Annotated in this window: 13 protein-coding genes and 1 pseudogene; 7 read left to right on the top strand and 7 right to left on the bottom strand. The window is 71.1% G+C overall.

Features of this window, described 5'->3' with window-relative positions:
• A pseudogene (locus tag BGM09_RS04810) lies at positions 1 to 200 on the top strand (hypothetical protein); the annotation flags it as partial.
• 11 nt (positions 201 to 211) lie between these two features.
• On the opposite strand, the gene BGM09_RS04805 reads toward BGM09_RS04810, so the two are convergent.
• A complete protein-coding gene (locus BGM09_RS04805) occupies positions 212 to 1,471 on the bottom strand; it encodes an MFS transporter (RefSeq protein WP_188280135.1) in 1,260 nt (419 codons plus the stop codon).
• A gap of 434 nt (positions 1,472 to 1,905) precedes the next feature.
• Here BGM09_RS04805 and BGM09_RS04800 point away from each other — a divergent pair, with 434 nt between their 5' ends.
• The 3 genes from BGM09_RS04800 (at position 1,906) to BGM09_RS38755 (ending at position 3,852) form a co-directional block, all read left to right on the top strand.
• Positions 1,906 to 2,076 (top strand): hypothetical protein, encoded by a 171-nt coding sequence (locus BGM09_RS04800; RefSeq protein ID WP_188280134.1) that lies wholly within the window; start codon positions 1,906 to 1,908, stop codon positions 2,074 to 2,076.
• 409 nt (positions 2,077 to 2,485) lie between these two features.
• Positions 2,486 to 2,731: a DUF5133 domain-containing protein gene (locus tag BGM09_RS04795; RefSeq protein WP_188280133.1), complete on the top strand. Its 246-nt coding sequence runs from the start codon at positions 2,486 to 2,488 to the stop codon at positions 2,729 to 2,731.
• Positions 2,732 to 3,132: 401 nt separating this feature from the next.
• Positions 3,133 to 3,852: a chaplin gene (locus BGM09_RS38755; protein WP_188280132.1), complete on the top strand. Its 720-nt coding sequence runs from the start codon at positions 3,133 to 3,135 to the stop codon at positions 3,850 to 3,852.
• On the opposite strand, the gene BGM09_RS04785 is transcribed toward BGM09_RS38755, so the two are convergent.
• Positions 3,822 to 4,826, bottom strand: coding sequence for a YihY/virulence factor BrkB family protein (locus BGM09_RS04785; protein WP_188280131.1), 1,005 nt, complete (start codon positions 4,824 to 4,826; stop codon positions 3,822 to 3,824). The genes BGM09_RS38755 and BGM09_RS04785 overlap by 31 nt on opposite strands.
• 176 nt (positions 4,827 to 5,002) lie before the next feature.
• Between BGM09_RS04785 and BGM09_RS04780 the strand changes: the two genes are divergently transcribed.
• Together BGM09_RS04780 and BGM09_RS04775 are read left to right on the top strand one after the other, a co-directional pair.
• A complete protein-coding gene (locus BGM09_RS04780; protein ID WP_188280130.1) occupies positions 5,003 to 6,088 on the top strand; it encodes an S-(hydroxymethyl)mycothiol dehydrogenase in 1,086 nt (361 codons plus the stop codon).
• An 85-nt stretch (positions 6,089 to 6,173) separates the two neighbouring features.
• A complete protein-coding gene (locus tag BGM09_RS04775; RefSeq protein ID WP_188280129.1) occupies positions 6,174 to 7,940 on the top strand; it encodes an ABC transporter ATP-binding protein in 1,767 nt (588 codons plus the stop codon).
• A 90-nt stretch (positions 7,941 to 8,030) separates the two neighbouring features.
• Here BGM09_RS04775 and pgm read toward each other — a convergent pair whose 3' ends face one another.
• A complete protein-coding gene (gene pgm, locus BGM09_RS04770; RefSeq protein ID WP_188280128.1) occupies positions 8,031 to 9,671 on the bottom strand; it encodes a phosphoglucomutase (alpha-D-glucose-1,6-bisphosphate-dependent) in 1,641 nt (546 codons plus the stop codon).
• Between the two features lie 198 nt (positions 9,672 to 9,869).
• Between pgm and BGM09_RS04765 the strand changes: the two genes are divergently transcribed.
• The gene (locus BGM09_RS04765; RefSeq protein ID WP_188280127.1) at positions 9,870 to 11,393 is read left to right on the top strand and encodes an MFS transporter; all 1,524 of its coding nucleotides are present in this window, start codon (positions 9,870 to 9,872) and stop codon (positions 11,391 to 11,393) included.
• A gap of 43 nt (positions 11,394 to 11,436) precedes the next feature.
• On the opposite strand, the gene BGM09_RS04760 is transcribed toward BGM09_RS04765, so the two are convergent.
• From BGM09_RS04760 to BGM09_RS04745, 4 genes are all read right to left on the bottom strand, one after another.
• Complete coding sequence (locus tag BGM09_RS04760; RefSeq protein ID WP_188280126.1) at positions 11,437 to 11,901, bottom strand: MarR family transcriptional regulator; 465 nt, start codon at positions 11,899 to 11,901, stop codon at positions 11,437 to 11,439.
• Between the two features lie 28 nt (positions 11,902 to 11,929).
• Positions 11,930 to 13,627, bottom strand: a complete 1,698-nt coding sequence (locus tag BGM09_RS04755; RefSeq protein WP_411158255.1) for an MFS transporter — start codon at positions 13,625 to 13,627, stop codon at positions 11,930 to 11,932.
• A gap of 124 nt (positions 13,628 to 13,751) precedes the next feature.
• The gene (locus BGM09_RS04750) at positions 13,752 to 14,264 is read right to left on the bottom strand and encodes a mycothiol transferase (protein ID WP_188280125.1); all 513 of its coding nucleotides are present in this window, start codon (positions 14,262 to 14,264) and stop codon (positions 13,752 to 13,754) included.
• Between the two features lie 253 nt (positions 14,265 to 14,517).
• The gene (locus BGM09_RS04745) at positions 14,518 to 15,951 is read right to left on the bottom strand and encodes a chitinase (protein WP_188280124.1); all 1,434 of its coding nucleotides are present in this window, start codon (positions 15,949 to 15,951) and stop codon (positions 14,518 to 14,520) included.
• Between the last annotated feature and the right edge of the window lie 215 nt (positions 15,952 to 16,166).

Here is a 16,166-nt window from a genome sequence, read left to right as displayed (position 1 = left end):
TGCTGCGCCGCGGCCGTCCCGCCGACGCCCGCGGCCTGCTCACCCGCGGCCTCGCGCGCGTCGCCGCTCCCGACCACCTCACCGACGGCGCCCTCGCCGACATCCTGCGTCTGACGGCTGCCGCCGCCGCGGCCGACCCGTCGCAGGCCGATCTCGCCGCCACCGTATCGGCCCTCGCCGAGGAGCAACTGCGCCTCTGAAGGCCACTGCCCTAGGCCACCGGGCGGCGGGCGTCGTAGGCGACGAAGCCGCGCTGGAAGAGGCCGATCAGGGCGATGGCCGAGATGCACGCCAGGCCGCCGCCGACGACGGCGACGGTGGGGGTGAAGAGGTCGGAGACGGAGCCCGCGAGGAAGTCACCGAGGCGGGGGCCGCCGACCACCACGACGAGGAAGACGCCCTGGAGGCGTCCGCGCATGTCGTCGGGGGCGGCGGATTGCAGCATGGTGTTGCGGAAGACCATCGAGACGGTGTCGGCGCAGCCGGCGAAGGCCAGGAAGAGCAGGCCGAGCCAGAGGTTGCGGGTGAGGCCGAAGACGGCGACGGCCGCGCCCCAGGAGCCGACGGCGAGCAGCACGGCGAAGCCCTGGCGGTGGACGCGGCCGAGCCAGCCGGAGAAGACGCTGCCGAGGAGCGCGCCGACGGCCGGGGCGGCGGCGAGCAGGCCGACGGTGCGGGTGTCGCCGCCGAACCAGAGTCCGGCGACGGCGGGGAACAGCACGCGGGGCTGGGCCAGCACCATGGCGGCGAGGTCGGAGACGAAGGTGGTGCGCAGATTGGGCCGGGCGGCGAGATAGCGCAGGCCCTCGATGACGGACGGGCGGCGGCGGGCCGCGCCGTCCCCTTCGCCGGGGAGCATCGCCGGCAGCCGCCACATCGCGTAGAGGGAGGCGCTGAAGGCGGCGACGTCGACGGTGTACGCGGCCTGGTAGCCCCAGGCGCCGACGAGGACGGCGCCGAGCATGGGCCCTGCCATCTGGCCGACCCCGCCCGCGAGCGAGGCCAGCGCGTTGGCGGCGGGCAGCCGCTCGGGCGGCAGCAGGCGCGGGATCATCGAGGAGCGGGCGGGCGAGTTCATCGCGAAGCAGACCGCCTGGAGCGCGACGACCGCGTAGAGCAGTGCCACGGACCTGAGATGGCCGAAAGCCGCCGCGGCCAGCACGCCGGAGCAGACGGTGGAGCCTGCGGCCGTGATCAGGCCGAGCTTGCGCCGGTCGACCGCGTCGGCGACGGCGCCGCCGTACAGGCCGAAGACGATCAGCGGAACGAGCGAGAAGAGGCCGACCAGGCCGACGTAGAAGCTGGAGCCGGTGATCGCGTAGACCTGGAGCGAGACGGCCATCGCGGTCATCTGCTGGCCGATGTACGAGACGGTGTTGCCGAACCACAGGCGGCGGAAGTCCGGGTGCTCGCGCAGCGGGCTCACATCGGCCAGCAGTCGGCGGCGGGGCTTGGCCAGCGGCGTGGACATCTCCGGCTTTCCGGATATCTCAGGCGCGCGTGACCCGGATGGCGCAGGCCCCTCGTCTCGGTCCTCTTCGCTGTTGAGCACGAGGAACCGTAACAACCATGCGCCGTGCGGCAGCGGCCAGGGCCGGTTTCGCACGCGCGCACGGCACTTCGCCACTGTGCGTAGCGCGCCGGAAACCGGCTGGTGACGGAGGACGGGCAGGCTTACGCTGTGCGGGACGAACCGGTCTCAGGGGATGTACCGAACCCCGGGGCCCGTCCCGGAACGAGTCGCCCACCTCGGCCGCGCTCCGGTCCTCCCCTTCGCCCCCGGGCGTGGGGGGCCCAAGGCGCCACCGCGTCCGCACCGCCCGAAGAGCCATCCCGCCGGGCGCCGGGCGCGGTCGGACGGCCGCGTCGGGTGTCGCCGGTCCACGCGACGCAAAGGAGTCCGCGGTGTCACCTGAGCAACTGAAGCGCAACGAGTCGTCCGAACGAGGCGGCGACGGCGCCTCGCTCCTGGCCGAGGAGCGCCCCCTGGACACCTGGTCCCGGTGCGCGCCGATCCGCCTCGCCGGTTACGAGGACGATCTGACGGAGACCCACATCCTGCGCGGCATCGACTAGCGGGCCGCCCGGACGGCACCGCGTCCGACGAGCAGTCAGCTGTCGGCCTGTCGCCGCGTCATGTCGTGGCGACAGGCCGACTCGTCGGTATGTCGGTAGGTCGACACCCAGCCTCCCGGCAACCCCCCGGCGTCCGCGCGAACGGCGCTCCCCCGGCACTCCCCCGGCACAGCGGCGGCGAAGACGAGGCGAACATCACGTTCACCGGCCCCCGTTGTGGACATGAGTGTCATGTACCGTAAAGGGACTACCAACTTCGCACCCCTCGACCCCTATCCGGGGCCTGCGCAATGACGCGACGAAGAAGAGGGTGCGGCCCGGCAGGCAGTTTTCTTCGCCGCTCTCACGCATGGAATCGCGTGGGCCGGGCAACCGCGTCCCGACTTCGCCGACATCGAGGAGTACGACGATGCTGATGGCCCACCCGACCGTCCTTCGGAACCTGGTGGATCGCTACGAGACGCTGACCGCTGAGGTCGAGACGGCGAAGTCCGTCGACCCGCGCGTGCGGCAGCAGCTCCAGGACACGGCGTACACGCTGTGCGTGTCGACCGGCACCCGGGAGATCACCCCGGCGCTGGCCGCCGCCCGCGTGCACATGGAGCGCGATCTGTTCATGGACGACGACGAGGACGAGGACGCCTCGGCGGCCTGAAGCCGGACCCCGCGACAGACCTCACAGCGGCGGCGACACCTCACGGTGTCGCCGCCGCTGTCGTGTCGGGGCGCGGCCCGCCGGGGCAGGACCCACGGTGAATATCCGTCCGACGCCGTCCGACCGCAGCCCGACCGCAGCCCGACACTGTCGGGCCCCGAAAATCCGTTACCACGTTCCATCGGCCGCTCATGGGTAATTCATAGGAATAGCGGAACCGATAGCCGGAATACCGGGAAAAGTGCTGGCCGCACGTCCTGTCGGCCCGTCAGGAACGGGGCCGCGACACGGTCACTCGTTGGAGTGATTTATCCGCTGGCCATGACCTGATTGGCCCTGAGCGCGTTGTCTCCGGTGCGGGCATGCGGCCCGTTGAGGATTTCCGGAAGGCAGGAAAGCGTATGAACAGGGTTGCCCAGAAGGGCCTCGTCACCGCCATGGTCGCCGGCGGTCTGTTGGCGGGCGCCGGGTATGCCCAGGCCGATTCCGCCGCCCAGGGTGACACCAGCGGATCGCCCGGTGTCCTGTCGGGCAATTCGGTGGAAGTGCCCGTCTCCATTCCGGTGAATGTATGCGGCAATACGATCAATGTGATCGGCTTGCTGAACCCGGTGACGGGCAACGTGTGCGCCAACACCTCGGCTCCGGCCGCCACGCACTCCTCCCCCGGCGCCAGGCCGGGACGGCACGCGGGCGCACCGGCCGACGAGCGCGCCGTCACCACCGGCACGAACTCGGCCTCCGGCGGCGGCGCCCACGCGGCGGGCGGCACCCGTAACTCGTCCGGCCTGCTGTCGGGCAACAGCATCCGGCTGCCGATCGACGTACCCGTGAACATCACCGGCAACAGCGTCAATGTCGTCGGGATCGGCAATCCCTCGACGGGCAACACCTCGACGAACGGCTCGACTCCGCCGGTCGTCACGCCCACTCCGCCGACAACCACCCCGCCCGCCCCGGTCCACACTCCGGTGCCCGCGCCGCCGAACGTCAAGGACACCGCGGCCCCGACGCTGGCGCACACCGGTGCGGACGGCCTGCCGTACACAGCCGGTGGCAGCGCCGCCCTGCTGCTCGGCGGCGTCGTGCTCTACCGCCGTTTCCGGCCAGGCCGCGGCTGAACCGGCAGCGCATGCGGCGCCGCGGCCGAGGCCGCTTCCGGCGTCTTCGACGCTGCCGGTGCCTCCGGCGGCAGCGCGGCCTCGCCGTCCAGCGCCCGCTGGGCGTTGAAGTGGGCGCCGATCAGCAGGGCCAGGTTGGAGAACCACAGCCACACCAGGAAGACCACGGTGCCGGCCAGCGGACCGTAGAGCCGGTTGTACGTGCCCGCGCGGGCGGTGTACGCGGCGAATCCGACCGAGGTCAGCAGCCACAGCAGGACGGCGAGGGCGCCGCCGGGGGCCATCGCGCGCAGGCCGCGAGTGCCTCGCGGGCCTGAGCGGAAGAGGACCAGGACCAGCGCGGCGGCCAGGATCAGCAGCAACGGCCAGCGCAACACCCGCCAGGCGGTGATCACGGGGGTGTTCATGTGCGGCAGCTCCCCTATCCGGTGGGCGACCTCGCCGCTGACCACCAGGCTGCTGGCGCTGCACACCAGCAGGACGAGCAGCGCCACCGAGGTGAGCACGATGCGCGGGGCGGTGCGCCAGGCCGGGCGGTGGTCGGTCACCCGGAACATCGAGTGCAGGGCGCGCCGGAAGACGCTGGAGTAGCTGCACGCCGACCAGACGGCGCCCGCGCTGCCGATGATCACCAGGGAGACGGTCGCGGACCGGTCGTCGGCCATGTCCTGGAGCGCGGAGGCGACGATCGGGCGGGACGCGGTCGGCAGCAGGGAGGTGACCTCGGAGGCCAGCTGGTTCTCCGAGGAGCCGCCCGCCAGGCCCAGCACGGACACTGTGACCAGCAGCGCGGGAAAGAGCGCGAGCACCGCGTAGTACGTGAGGGCCGCCGCCCGCTCCGTGGCGTCCTCCTCCCAGGCCGCCGCTATGGCGCGGCCGAGGGCGCGGATGGCGCGGAAGGTCGCGACGGTCTTCGGCAGGCGTCTCTTGTCAGCCGGCCGCGTGCCGCGGACCGCGCTGTCATCAGTCGTCAAAAGTGCCCCTCACGGCGTCGAGCGGTAGGCGACCTGTGGCCCGCAGTGACGTATGCCCGGTGCCGGTCCACCCATGTGCGCCTTTCCGGGTACTGCCCGCCACGGGGTCGCGGCACCTATCGTCGGCAGCGAACAGTGGCCGAACGCTGGGCACACGACGAAGGGAAGGACCGGACATGGCACAGGAAGTCCGCGCAGTGATCGCACCGGGCAAGGGCGAGCCGGTACGGGTGGACACGGTGGTGGTGCCGGATCCGGGGCCGGGCGAGGCGGTGGTGCGGATCCAGGCGTGCGGGGTCTGCCACACCGACCTGCACTACCGGCAGGGCGCGATCAACGACGACTTCCCGTTCCTGCTCGGGCACGAGGCCGCCGGTGTGGTCGAGACCGTCGGCGACGGCGTCACCGAGGTCGCGCCGGGCGACTTCGTGATCCTCAACTGGCGGGCCGTGTGCGGCCGGTGCCGCGCGTGTCTGCGCGGACGCCCCTGGTACTGCTTCGACACCCACAACGCGAAGCAGAAGATGACGTTGAAGGACGGCACGGAACTGTCGCCCGCGCTGGGCATCGGCGCCTTCGCGGAGAAGACGCTGGTCGCGGCGGGGCAGTGCACGAAGGTCGACCCCGCGGTGTCGGCGTCGGTGGCCGGGCTGCTCGGCTGCGGGGTGATGGCCGGGATCGGCGCGGCGCTCAACACCGGGAACGTGGGCCGCGGCGACTCGGTCGCGGTCATCGGCTGCGGCGGCGTCGGCGACGCGGCCGTGGTGGGATCGCGGCTGGCCGGTGCGGCCAGGATCATCGCCGTCGACATCGACGACCGCAAGCTCGCCACGGCGTCCGCGATGGGCGCGACCCACACCGTCAACTCCCGTGACCGCGACGCCGTGGAGGCGATCCGCGAGCTGACCGGCGGGAACGGCGCCGACGTCGTGATCGACGCGGTGGGCCGCCCGGAGACGTACAAGCAGGCCTTCTACGCGCGCGATCTGGCCGGGACGGTGGTCCTGGTGGGGGTGCCGAGTCCTGAGATGACGCTGGAACTGCCGCTGTTGGACGTGTTCGGCCGCGGCGGCGCGCTGAAGTCGTCGTGGTACGGCGACTGCCTGCCGTCGCGGGACTTCCCGATGCTGATCGACCTGCATCTCCAGGGGCGCCTGGACCTGGGCGCGTTCGTCACGGAGACCATCGCGCTGGACGAGGTGGAGGCGGCGTTCGCGCGGATGTCCGAGGGCGACGTATTGCGTTCGGTCGTGGTGCTGTAGCGGCTCTAAGGTGAAGGCGGGCGCATGCGCGATGAGGCGCATGCGCGCACCTGTACTGCGAAGACGTCATTTCGAGGAGCCTTCAATGGCGCTGCCGCAAGGCACGCTCAGCCACCGCTACCGCGGCGAACACCCCGTCCGTACCCTCCTCTACCTCTTCGAACCCGACCGTCGCCGGGTCGGGTTCGCCGTACTCGCCTTTTTCGCCAAGCACACCCCCGTCTGGCTGCTGCCGCTCATCACGGCCAACGTGGTCGACGTCGTCGTGCAGCACCGGCCGATATCGGTGCTGTGGTGGAATTCGGCCGTCCTGCTCGTGATCCTCAGCCTCAACCTCCCGCTGCACCTGGCGTACGTGCGCTGCATGCAGGGCTCGATCCGCAGGACCGGCACCCGGCTGCGCACCGCGATCTGCCAGCGGATGCAGCAGCTCTCCATCGGCTACCACTCCCGTGTCAGCGCCGGCGTGCTCCAGGCCAAGGTGATCAGGGACGTCGAGACCATCGAGACGGCGGCGCAGCAGACCGCCGACAACGGTCTCGCCGCGATCGCCACCCTGACCGGCGGCCTGGTGGTGATCGGCATCCAGGCGCCCGCCTTCCTGCCGGTCTATCTGATCGTGGTGCCCGCCTCCGCGATGCTGGTGGTGCGGCTGCGCCGCCGGTTGCGGCACGACAACGAGTCCTTCCGCCAGCAGGTGGAGCAACTGTCCTCGCGGGTCAGCGAGATGACGACCCTGATCCCCATCACCCGTGCGCACGGCCTGGAGAACACCGCGCTGCACCGGGTGGACCGCACGCTGGGCGAGGTACTGCACGCGGGGCTGCGGCTCGACCGGCTCAACGGCTGGTTCGGCTCGCTGGCCTGGATCCTGCTCAACGCGATCGGTGTGGCCTGCCTGGCGGGCTCGGCGCTGGTCGCCTACTACGGCTGGCTGAACGTTTCGGCGGGCACCGTGGTGATGCTCAGCGCGTACTTCTCCAGCCTCACCGGCTCGGTGACCACGCTGCTGACGCTGACCCCGCAGATCGGCAAGGGCCTGGAGTCGGTCCGCTCGATCGGCGAGGTGCTCCAGGCGCCCGACCTGGAGCAGAACGACGGCAAGGCCGAAGTCAAGGGCGTGGTCGGGCACTTCGAGTTCCGCGGGGTCGGCCACACCTATCCCGAGAGCGACCGGCCCTCGCTGGTCGACTTCGATCTGGACGTACGGCCGGGCGAGACGATCGCCCTGGTCGGCGGTTCCGGCGCAGGCAAGTCGACCGTGCTCAATCTGGTGATCGGCTTCCTGCGGCCGACGCACGGGCGGATCCTGCTCGACGGCGTCGACATGGAGGAGCTGGACCTGCGCGACTACCGGACCTGGCTGTCGGTGGTGCCGCAGGACTCGATCCTGTTCGAGGGCACCGTCCGCGACAACGTCACCTACGGCATGACCGATGTGCCGGAGGAGAGGGTCAGGGCGGCGCTGCGGGACGCCAACGCGCTGGAGTTCATCGACCGGATGACCCACGGTCTGGACACCGTCGTCGGTGAGCGGGGCGCCCGGCTCTCCGGCGGCCAGAAGCAGCGGCTGGCCATCGCCCGCGCGCTGATCCGCGACCCGCGCGTACTGGTCCTGGACGAGGCGACGTCCGCGCTCGACTCCCGCTCGGAGGCGCTGGTCCAGCAGGCACTGACCCGGCTGGTGCGCGGCCGTACGGTCTTCGTGGTGGCCCACCGGCTGTCCACGATCCGCAACGCCGACCGTATCGTCGTCCTGGACGAGGGCCGTATCGCGGAAGTCGGGCCGCACGCCGAGCTGGTGCGCGGCGGCGGCGCGTACGCGGGTCTCCAGGCCGCCCAACTGGCCTGAGACGCTCGCGCGTCAAAGGACCTGTCGCCCTTCACCCGACGGAGCGGAGCACGCGCTCCGGGTCTCTCCGTCGGGTGGAGGGCGTGGCGGTCAGCCGTTCAGGGCACGGGCGACAATGGCCTGTGCCTCCTCCTGGACGGTGGCGAGGTGGTCGTCACCGAGGAAGGACTCGGCGTAGACCTTGTAGACGTCCTCCGTTCCCGAAGGCCGCGCGGCGAACCAGGCGTTGTCGGTGCTGACCTTGATGCCGCCCAGGGCCGCGTTGTTGCCGGGGGCGTGGGTGAGCACGGAGGTGACCGGGTCTCCCGCGAGTTCGGCGGCGGGCACCTGCTTGGGCGAGAGCTCGGCGAGTACGGCCTTCTCCTCGCGGGTGGCGGGCGCGTCGATCCGCGCGTAGGAGGGGGCGCCGAAGCGCTCCGTGAGGTCCGCGTAGTGCTCGGACGGGGTGCGGCCGGTGACGGCGGTGATCTCGGCGGCCAGCAGTGCCAGCAGGATGCCGTCCTTGTCGGTGGTCCACACCGAGCCGTCGCGCCGCAGGAAGGACGCGCCCGCCGACTCCTCGCCGCCGAAGGCCAGGGCGCCGCCGAGCAGCCCGTCCACGAACCATTTGAAGCCGACCGGGACTTCGGTCAGCGGACGGCCGAGGTCGGCCACCACCTTGTCGATCATCGAGGACGACACCAGCGTCTTGCCGATCGCCAGGTCGGGCCGCCACTGCTCGCGGTGCCGCGACAGGTAGGAGATGGCGACGGCCAGGTAGTGGTTGGGGTTCATCAGGCCGCCGTCGGGCGTGACGATGCCGTGCCGGTCGGCGTCCGCGTCGTTGCCGGTGGCGATGCGGTACTCGTCCTTGCGGGCGATCAGCGACGCCATCGCGTACGGCGACGAGCAGTCCATCCGGATCTTGCCGTCCCAGTCGAGCGTCATGAAGCGCCAGGTGGGGTCGGCGACCGGGTTCACCACGGTCAGGTCGAGGCCGTGCCATTCGGCGATCCGGCCCCAGTACTGGACCGACGCGCCGCCCAGCGGGTCAGCGCCGATCGTGACGCCCTCGCGCCGTACCGTCTCCAGGTCGAGCACCGACGGCAGGTCGTCCACGTAGCGGCCGAGGAAGTCGTAGCGCCCGGTGGTGTCGGCGGCGAGCGCCCGGGTGTACGGGATGCGGCGTACGCCCTTGAGGCCGTCGGCGATCAGCTCGTTGGCCCGGTCCTGGATCCAGCCGGTGGCGTCAGAGGCGGCGGGGCCGCCGCTCGGCGGGTTGTACTTGAAGCCGCCGTCCGCGGGCGGGTTGTGCGAGGGGGTGACGACCACGCCGTCGGCGAGGTGGGCGGTACGGCCCCTGTTGTACGACAGGATCGCGTGCGAGACGGCCGGGGTGGGCGTCCAGCCGTCGCTCTCGTCGATCAGCACCGCGACCTCGTTGGCGGCGAAGACCTCGAGCGCGGTGACCCGCGCGGGCTCGGACAGCGCGTGCGTGTCGGCACCGAGGAAGAGCGGTCCGGTGGTGCCCTGCCCGGTGCGGTAGTCGCAGATCGCCTGGCTGGTGGCGGCGATGTGGTCCTCGTTGAACGCGGTGTTCAGCGACGAGCCGCGGTGCCCCGAGGTGCCGAACGCCACCCGCTGACCGGTCTCGCCGGGGTCCGGGTGCAGCGCGTAGTAGGCCGTGATCAGGCGGGGTACGTCCACCAGGTCGTCCGGCCGTGCCGGTGTTCCGGCGCGCTCGTGCGGCATCCGCGTCTCCTTCGCTGCGTCATCGGTCGGGCCTGCCCTGACCATTCTTACCCCCGATGCGCGCCGGTGATCAGCGGGCACGGTCGCGGGCGCGCGGCGGGCACGGTCGGGGCTGCGCGGCGGCGCGGTTCTCACGGCTGCCGCGGCACAGGGCCGCGACACTCACGACCCGGCGCCCGGCGCTCTATGGTGACGGTCATGAGTAATCCGGAGCCGCCCGCCGAGGGCGTGCGGCTCTCCTCGGCGACCGGGCGATGGGTGCTGGCCTGCTCGGTGCTCGGCTCGGGCATGGCGATGCTGGACGGCACCATCGTCAACATCGCGCTCCCCCGGATCGGGGAGGGCCTCGGCGCGACCCTGGCGGCGCTCCAGTGGACCGTCAACGGCTATCTGCTGACGCTGGCCGGGCTGATCCTGCTCGGCGGCGGCCTCGGTGACCGGTACGGACGCAGGAAGGTCTTCGTCATCGGTGTCGTCTGGTTCGCGCTGGCGTCCGCGCTGTGCGGCGCGGCGCCCGACAGCGGCGTGCTGATCGCCGCCCGCGCCCTCCAGGGCGTGGGCGGGGCGCTGCTGACGCCCGGTTCGCTCGCCCTGGTGCAGTCCACGTACCGCCCGCAGGACCGGGCGAAGGCGGTCGGCGCGTGGTCGGGCCTCGGCGGTGTGGCGGGCGCGATCGGGCCGTTCCTCGGCGGCTATCTGGTGGACGGGCCCGGCTGGCGGTGGATCTTCCTGATCAATCTGCCGCTGGCGGCGGTCGTGGTGGCCATCGCCGTCCGGCACGTGCCGGAGAGCCGCGACCGTACGGCGAGCGGGAGCTTCGACATCCTGGGCGCCGTGCTGGCCGCGCTCTGCCTCGCGGGCGTCACCTACGCGCTGATCAGCGCGTCCGGCCACCCCTCCCCCGTCGCGGTCGCCGTACCCGCGGCGGCCGGTCTGGCGTGCGGCTGGGGCTTCCTGCGCACCGAGCGGCGGCGCGCGTCCCCGATGCTGCCGCTGTCGGTCTTCTCCTCGAAGCTGTTCACCTCGATGAATCTGGTGACGCTGTGTCTGTACGCGGCCATCGGCGGGGTGTTCTTCGTGCTGCCGGTGCAGCTCCAGATCGCCGCCGGGTACAGCGCGCTGCGCGCCGGTCTCGCGACGCTGCCGGTGACCGTCCTGATGCTGCTGCTGTCCGCGCCCGCGGGTGCCCTCGCCCAGCGGATCGGGCCGCGCTGGCCGCTGACGGTCGGTCCGCTGGTCACCGCGTGCGGCCTGCTGCTGCTCACCCGCGTGTCGCCGGACACCTCCTCGTACGTCGTCGACGTGCTGCCCGCCGTCGTCGTCCAGGGGCTCGGCATGTGCCTGTTCGTGGCGCCGCTCACCGCGACCGTGCTGGCGTCGGTGGAGGTCGACCACGCGGGGGTGGCCAGCGGGGTGAACAATGCGGCGGCCCGGGTGGCGCAGCTGCTGATCGTCGCGGCCCTCCCCCTGGCCGTCGGCCTGTCCGACCACGCCTACCGGTCGCCGCACGCGGTGAACTCGGCGTTCGGGAAGGCGATGCTGATCTGCGCGGGCCTGTGCGCCGTCGCCGCGCTGCTGGCCGCGGCGCTGGTGCCGTCGGGCGCGCTGCGGGAGGACGAGGCGAAGGGGCCGGTCGCGCAGCCGCAGTGCGCGGCGCACTGCGGTGTGCTGGCGCCCCCGGTCGAGCCGGGCCGGCCCGAGCAGCCTGAACAACCGGCCTGAGGGGCGGGGGCGGTCTCGGGGTCCGTCGCGGGAAGCCTCGGGGTCAGCCTCCGGGTCGGTCTGTTGGTGTCCGTTCGGTGAGGAGCAGTTCCAGGACCGGGAGCGCCGCGTCAAGCGTCGCGCGCTGCTCGTCGGTGAGCCACGCCATTCTCCGGGCGAGCAGTTCCGCCCGCTCACGGCGGATGCGCTCCAGCAGGGCCCGCCCTTGCGGGGTGATGCTGACGAGCCAGGAGCGGCCGTCGGAAGGGTCGGCCTCCTTGCCGATCAGTCCGGCCTCCGACAGCGGCCTGACCGTACGGGTCAGGGAGGGGGCGACGACCTGCTCGCGGGCGGCGAGTTCGCCGAGCCGGATGGGACCGAACTGCCCGATCCTGGCGAGCGCGGAGAGCTGCGCGTACGTCAGGTTGAGGTCGTCGGCGGACGCCTGGGCGAGCTGGCGGTAGAGCCGGGCCACGATCAGCGCGACCGCGGCCGGAGTGGCGCCCCCGCGCCCGTCGGTGTGGTCCATGGCGGGGGCGCCTCCTCGGTCGGGTCGGTTACTCCTGCGGGGCGCGGGCCGCGCGGACGGCGCGGCCTCGGATCAGTGACGCGCCCGCCGCGACCAAGGACATCACGATGGCCAGTGCGAACACCACCACGAGGCCGTCGTGGAACGGCCCGGAAATCAGGTGCGGGAAGAATTCGCGGCCGGTGAGCGTGTGCTGGTTGGCCGTCGGGAGCTTGCCGAGCAGGTCGGGGCCGAGCAGGTGCTGGATCGGGTTGTAGCCGAGGAAGGCCGCGAAGAGCGTGCCGACCGGCGGCAGATTCGCGATGTCGTGCGCGTTGGCCCCGGGCACGCCCTGGGCGGCCAGGCCGCTGCTGAGGGTGCCGGGCAGCGAGCGGGCGAGTCCGGCGACCATGAGCGAGAAGAACACGCCGATGGAGAGCACCATGCCCGCGTTCTGGAAGGTGGCGCGCATGCCGGAGGCGGCGCCGCGGGCCTCGGCGGGCACGCTCGCCATGATGATCGAGGTGTTCGGCGCCGCGAACAGGCCGCCGCCGACCCCGTTGAGGAAGATCAGGAACGCGAAGACCAGATAGTTGAAGTCGGTGGGGAGCAGCAGCAGTCCCGCGAAAGACGCGGCCATCACCACGAATCCGGCGGCGGCGAAGAGTCTGGCGCCGTACCGGTCGGAGAAGTAGCCCGCGATCGGCCCGGAGAGCAGGAAGCCGACGGTGAGCGGCAGTAGGAAGATACCGGCCCACAGCGGGGTGTCGACGTAGTCGTAGCCGTGCAGGGGCAGCCAGATGCCCTGGAGCCAGATGATCAGCATGAACTGGAGGCCGCCGCGGGCGATGGAGCCGAGCAGGGTGGCCGCGTTGCCGCCCGCGAAGGCCACGTTGCGGAACAGGCCGAGCGGGAACATCGGCTCGCGCACCCTGGCCTCGACGAGGCAGAAGACGGCGAGCATCACGACGCCGCCGATCAGGCCCGCGAGCACCCAGGGGTTGGTCCAGCCCATGGTGTGGCCGCCGTAGGGCTGGATGCCGTAGGTGATGCCCGCGAGCAGCGCGGTCAGGCCGACGGCGAAGGTGATGTTGCCCCACCAGTCGACCCGGGCCTTGCGGCGGATGCCGGTCTCGTGGAGCGAGCGGTAGGCCCAGACGGTGCCGATCAGGCCGATCGGGACGTTGACCCAGAAGATCGAGCGCCAGTCCCACTCGGAGAGCAGGCCGCCGAGGACCAGGCCGATGAAGGATCCGGCGATGCCCGCGACCATGTTCACGCCGAGCGCCATGCCACGCTGGCGGGCCGGGAAGGCGTCGGTGATGATCGCGGCCGAGTTGGCCATCAGCATCGAGCCGCCGACGGCCTGGGCGACGCGCCAGCCGATCAGCCAGAGCGCGCCGCCGCCGCCCTGCATCGGGTCCAGGGAGAGGATCACCGAGGTGACGGTGAAGATCAGGAAGCCGGAGTTGTAGATCTTGACCCGGCCGAGGATGTCCCCGAGCCGGCCGAGGGTGACCACGAGGACCGCAGTGACCAGCATGTATCCCATCAGCATCCAGAGCAGATAGCTGACGTTGCCGGGCTGGAGGGGATCGAGGTGGATACCGGTGAAGATCGCGGGGAGCGAGATCAGGACGATCGAGGAGTTGATCGTGGCGATCAGCATGCCGAGCGTGGTGTTCGACAGCGCCACCCACTTGTAGCGCGGATGGTCGGCCGCTATGCGCGGTGGCCTCCGCTGTATTCGTGCCGCTGGCTCTTCGGCCGTCTTCTCGGTCGCCAACCCTCACACCCCACCGGTCGCGCAGGTACTTAACTTAGGTTAAGTAACTCTAACACCGAAGGGTGAACGGCCGACGCCGACGCTGTCACCGCCTGCGCAACAGCAGCCCCCGCAGATACGCCGCCTGCCCGGCGTGCTGGAGGTCGTCGGAGACGACGCTGATCAGGCGTACACCCAGGGTCACCGGCGGATTCCAGCGCTTGTCCACGACGCGGTCGAGGTCGTCGTCGGTCAGCTCCCGCACGTGGCGGACGGTGTTCTCGTATACGGCGTCGTGGTAGCCGGTGAGCAGGTCGGCGGAGCGCACGCGGACGGCGGCGACGTCGTCCGGGCCGTCGCCGTAGCCGATCGCCCCGGCGGGGAAGGGCAGGCCGAAGCGGGCGTCCCAGCCCTGCGCGGTCCATGCCTGCTCGGCGCCCGCGACCTCGGCGACATGGTCGTCCTGGACGCGGGTCAGGTGCCAGATCAGCCAGCCGACGCTGTTCGCGCCCTCGTCCACGCGGAAGGCCAGCTCCTCGGCGGTGAGGCCGTCCACGGCGTCGTGGACCACTTCCTGAATCCGGCCGAAGGCGTCGGCCAGCAGTTCCGTGCTGTTCATCAGGGCTCCTCGTGAAGGATCGACAGCGGGCCACCGATGACAAGCGGCGGCGCCTCCTACTCCTTCCCGCCCCGCGGAAATACTCCGCAATGACTCCACACCGCAGATTTTTTACGTATCCACATCGATTTTTTGCGATGGGCCCGTAAGATCACCGCCGTACAGCGCACCGGTCCCGGGCGGGTGATGTCGTCCCCGCCCGGGACCGGTCGATTCGCCTGTCCGCTCGGCTACCGCTCAGCGGGCGCGCGGGTCACGAAGGCAGGGTCCACTGCTGGTTCGTGCCGCCCGCGCAGGTCCAGATCTGGAGCCGGGTGCCGTTGGCGGAGCTGGGTCCTGTCGCGTCCAGGCACTTGCCCGAGCCGGTGTTGACCAGGGTGCTGCCGCTGCGGGTCCACTTCTGGGCGGCCGTGCCGTTGCAGTCGTAGAGCTGCACCTGGCTGCCGTTGGCGGTGCCCGCCGCGGTCACGTCCATGCACTTGCCGAGGGCCTGGATCGAGTTGTCGCTGCCGACCGTCCAGTTCTGCGCGGTCGTGCCGTTGCAGTCGTAGAGCTGGACCGCCGCGCCGTTGGCGCTGCTCGCGGAGGCCACGTCCACGCACTTGTTGGCGTAACCGGACCGGATCGGACCGGTGGCGCCGCCGGTGGGCGGCGGAGTGGTGCCGCCGCCGGTGATGGCGTTGAAGATGCTGGAGAACTGATACTGCGACTGGGGTGTGCCGCTGCACGAGTCCGACAACTGGCCGTTGGTGGCGCACGCCTTGTCACGGCCGAGCGACCAGAAGGACAGCTCCTGGATGCCGTTGTTCTTCGCGAAGGTCTCCAGCGACTGCGCGTTGGCGGTGGAGAAGACCTCGTTGGTCGAGTCGTTCACCCCGATCATGGGGGTGTTGCCCTCCATCGCCCAGAGCTGCGCGGAGGTCTTGGTGTTCCAGATCGCGCCGAGCTGACCGTGCAGCGCGGTGGCCGCGCTGATGGCCGCCTGGCCCATGTCCATCGACGGCCCGTAGTCCATCGTCATGATGTTGACGAGGTTGACGTTGAGGCCGTTGCTCTTGGCGTTGTTCAGCAGGCTGAGCGAGTTGGACTCCAGGCCCGTGGGGTTGACCGGGAGCGTGTAGTCGATGTCGAGCTTCTTGCCGGCCGCCGCGTACTCCTGCTGGAGCTGCGCGAGGGCCTGGTTGCGCCGGTCGTTGGCGGTGGTGTTGTTGAGCGCGCCGCCCTCGATGTCGAAGTCGAGGCGGGTCAGGTTGAGTCCGTCGATCACGCGCTTGTACTGGGTCTTGAGCGCGGCGACCGACGTACAGGAGATGCCGATCTCGGTGCCGCCCGCGCCGCCGAAGGAGGCGATGACATCGCCGCCGCCGGACCGCAGGGTGTTGATGGCCGACGTCCAGCTCGCGTCGGTGACCGAGGTACTGCCGTTGAAGGTGGCGTTGCAGCCGCCGCCGTCGATGACGAACGCGAGGGTGAAGTACTTCAGCCCGGTGGCGTTCTTCACCGCCGCCAGCGCCGACGGGGAGTTCCAGACCTCGGCGTAGGGCGCCGCGTACTGCGCGGGGAAGCCGGGGCCCGGATTGGCCGCGGCCTGCGCCGGAGCGCCGGCGGCCAGCAGCAGTCCCGCCGCGAGTGCGGGAACGGCGGCGAGTGCGGTCAGCGCCTTGAGCCGAATGCGCGGTCTGTTCATGGGGGGAGACCTTCCGGTAGCGGACGGCCGGACCCGCGCATTCGGATCGGTTCTGATCCGTGAACGGCGGACTCCGACATGACTGAGGGCGCATCGGCGAAGGTAGGACTGGACCAATGCCACGTCAAGCCCTCACGTTCACCAACTGAAGCCAACCGCACGCCTGTTGCTCTCCAACCCCGCCCGTGAACGCATGCGGGAGGTGCCCGCGTTCG

The organism is Streptomyces sp. CBMA29 (genome assembly GCF_014596445.1).
GTDB lineage: Bacteria > Actinomycetota > Actinomycetes > Streptomycetales > Streptomycetaceae > Actinacidiphila.
This window is presented reverse-complemented; position numbering and strand designations above follow the sequence as displayed.

Coding starts and splice junctions, on each gene's coding strand:
- BGM09_RS04805 (WP_188280135.1), bottom strand. CDS start 1,471: ATGTCCACGCCGCTGGCCAAGCCCCGCCGCCGACTGCTGGCCGATGTG.
- BGM09_RS04795 (WP_188280133.1), top strand. CDS start 2,486: ATGCTGATGGCCCACCCGACCGTCCTTCGGAACCTGGTGGATCGCTAC.
- BGM09_RS38755 (WP_188280132.1), top strand. CDS start 3,133: ATGAACAGGGTTGCCCAGAAGGGCCTCGTCACCGCCATGGTCGCCGGC.
- BGM09_RS04780 (WP_188280130.1), top strand. CDS start 5,003: ATGGCACAGGAAGTCCGCGCAGTGATCGCACCGGGCAAGGGCGAGCCG.
- BGM09_RS04775 (WP_188280129.1), top strand. CDS start 6,174: ATGGCGCTGCCGCAAGGCACGCTCAGCCACCGCTACCGCGGCGAACAC.
- pgm (WP_188280128.1), bottom strand. CDS start 9,671: ATGCCGCACGAGCGCGCCGGAACACCGGCACGGCCGGACGACCTGGTG.
- BGM09_RS04765 (WP_188280127.1), top strand. CDS start 9,870: ATGAGTAATCCGGAGCCGCCCGCCGAGGGCGTGCGGCTCTCCTCGGCG.
- BGM09_RS04760 (WP_188280126.1), bottom strand. CDS start 11,901: ATGGACCACACCGACGGGCGCGGGGGCGCCACTCCGGCCGCGGTCGCG.
- BGM09_RS04750 (WP_188280125.1), bottom strand. CDS start 14,264: ATGAACAGCACGGAACTGCTGGCCGACGCCTTCGGCCGGATTCAGGAA.
- BGM09_RS04745 (WP_188280124.1), bottom strand. CDS start 15,951: ATGAACAGACCGCGCATTCGGCTCAAGGCGCTGACCGCACTCGCCGCC.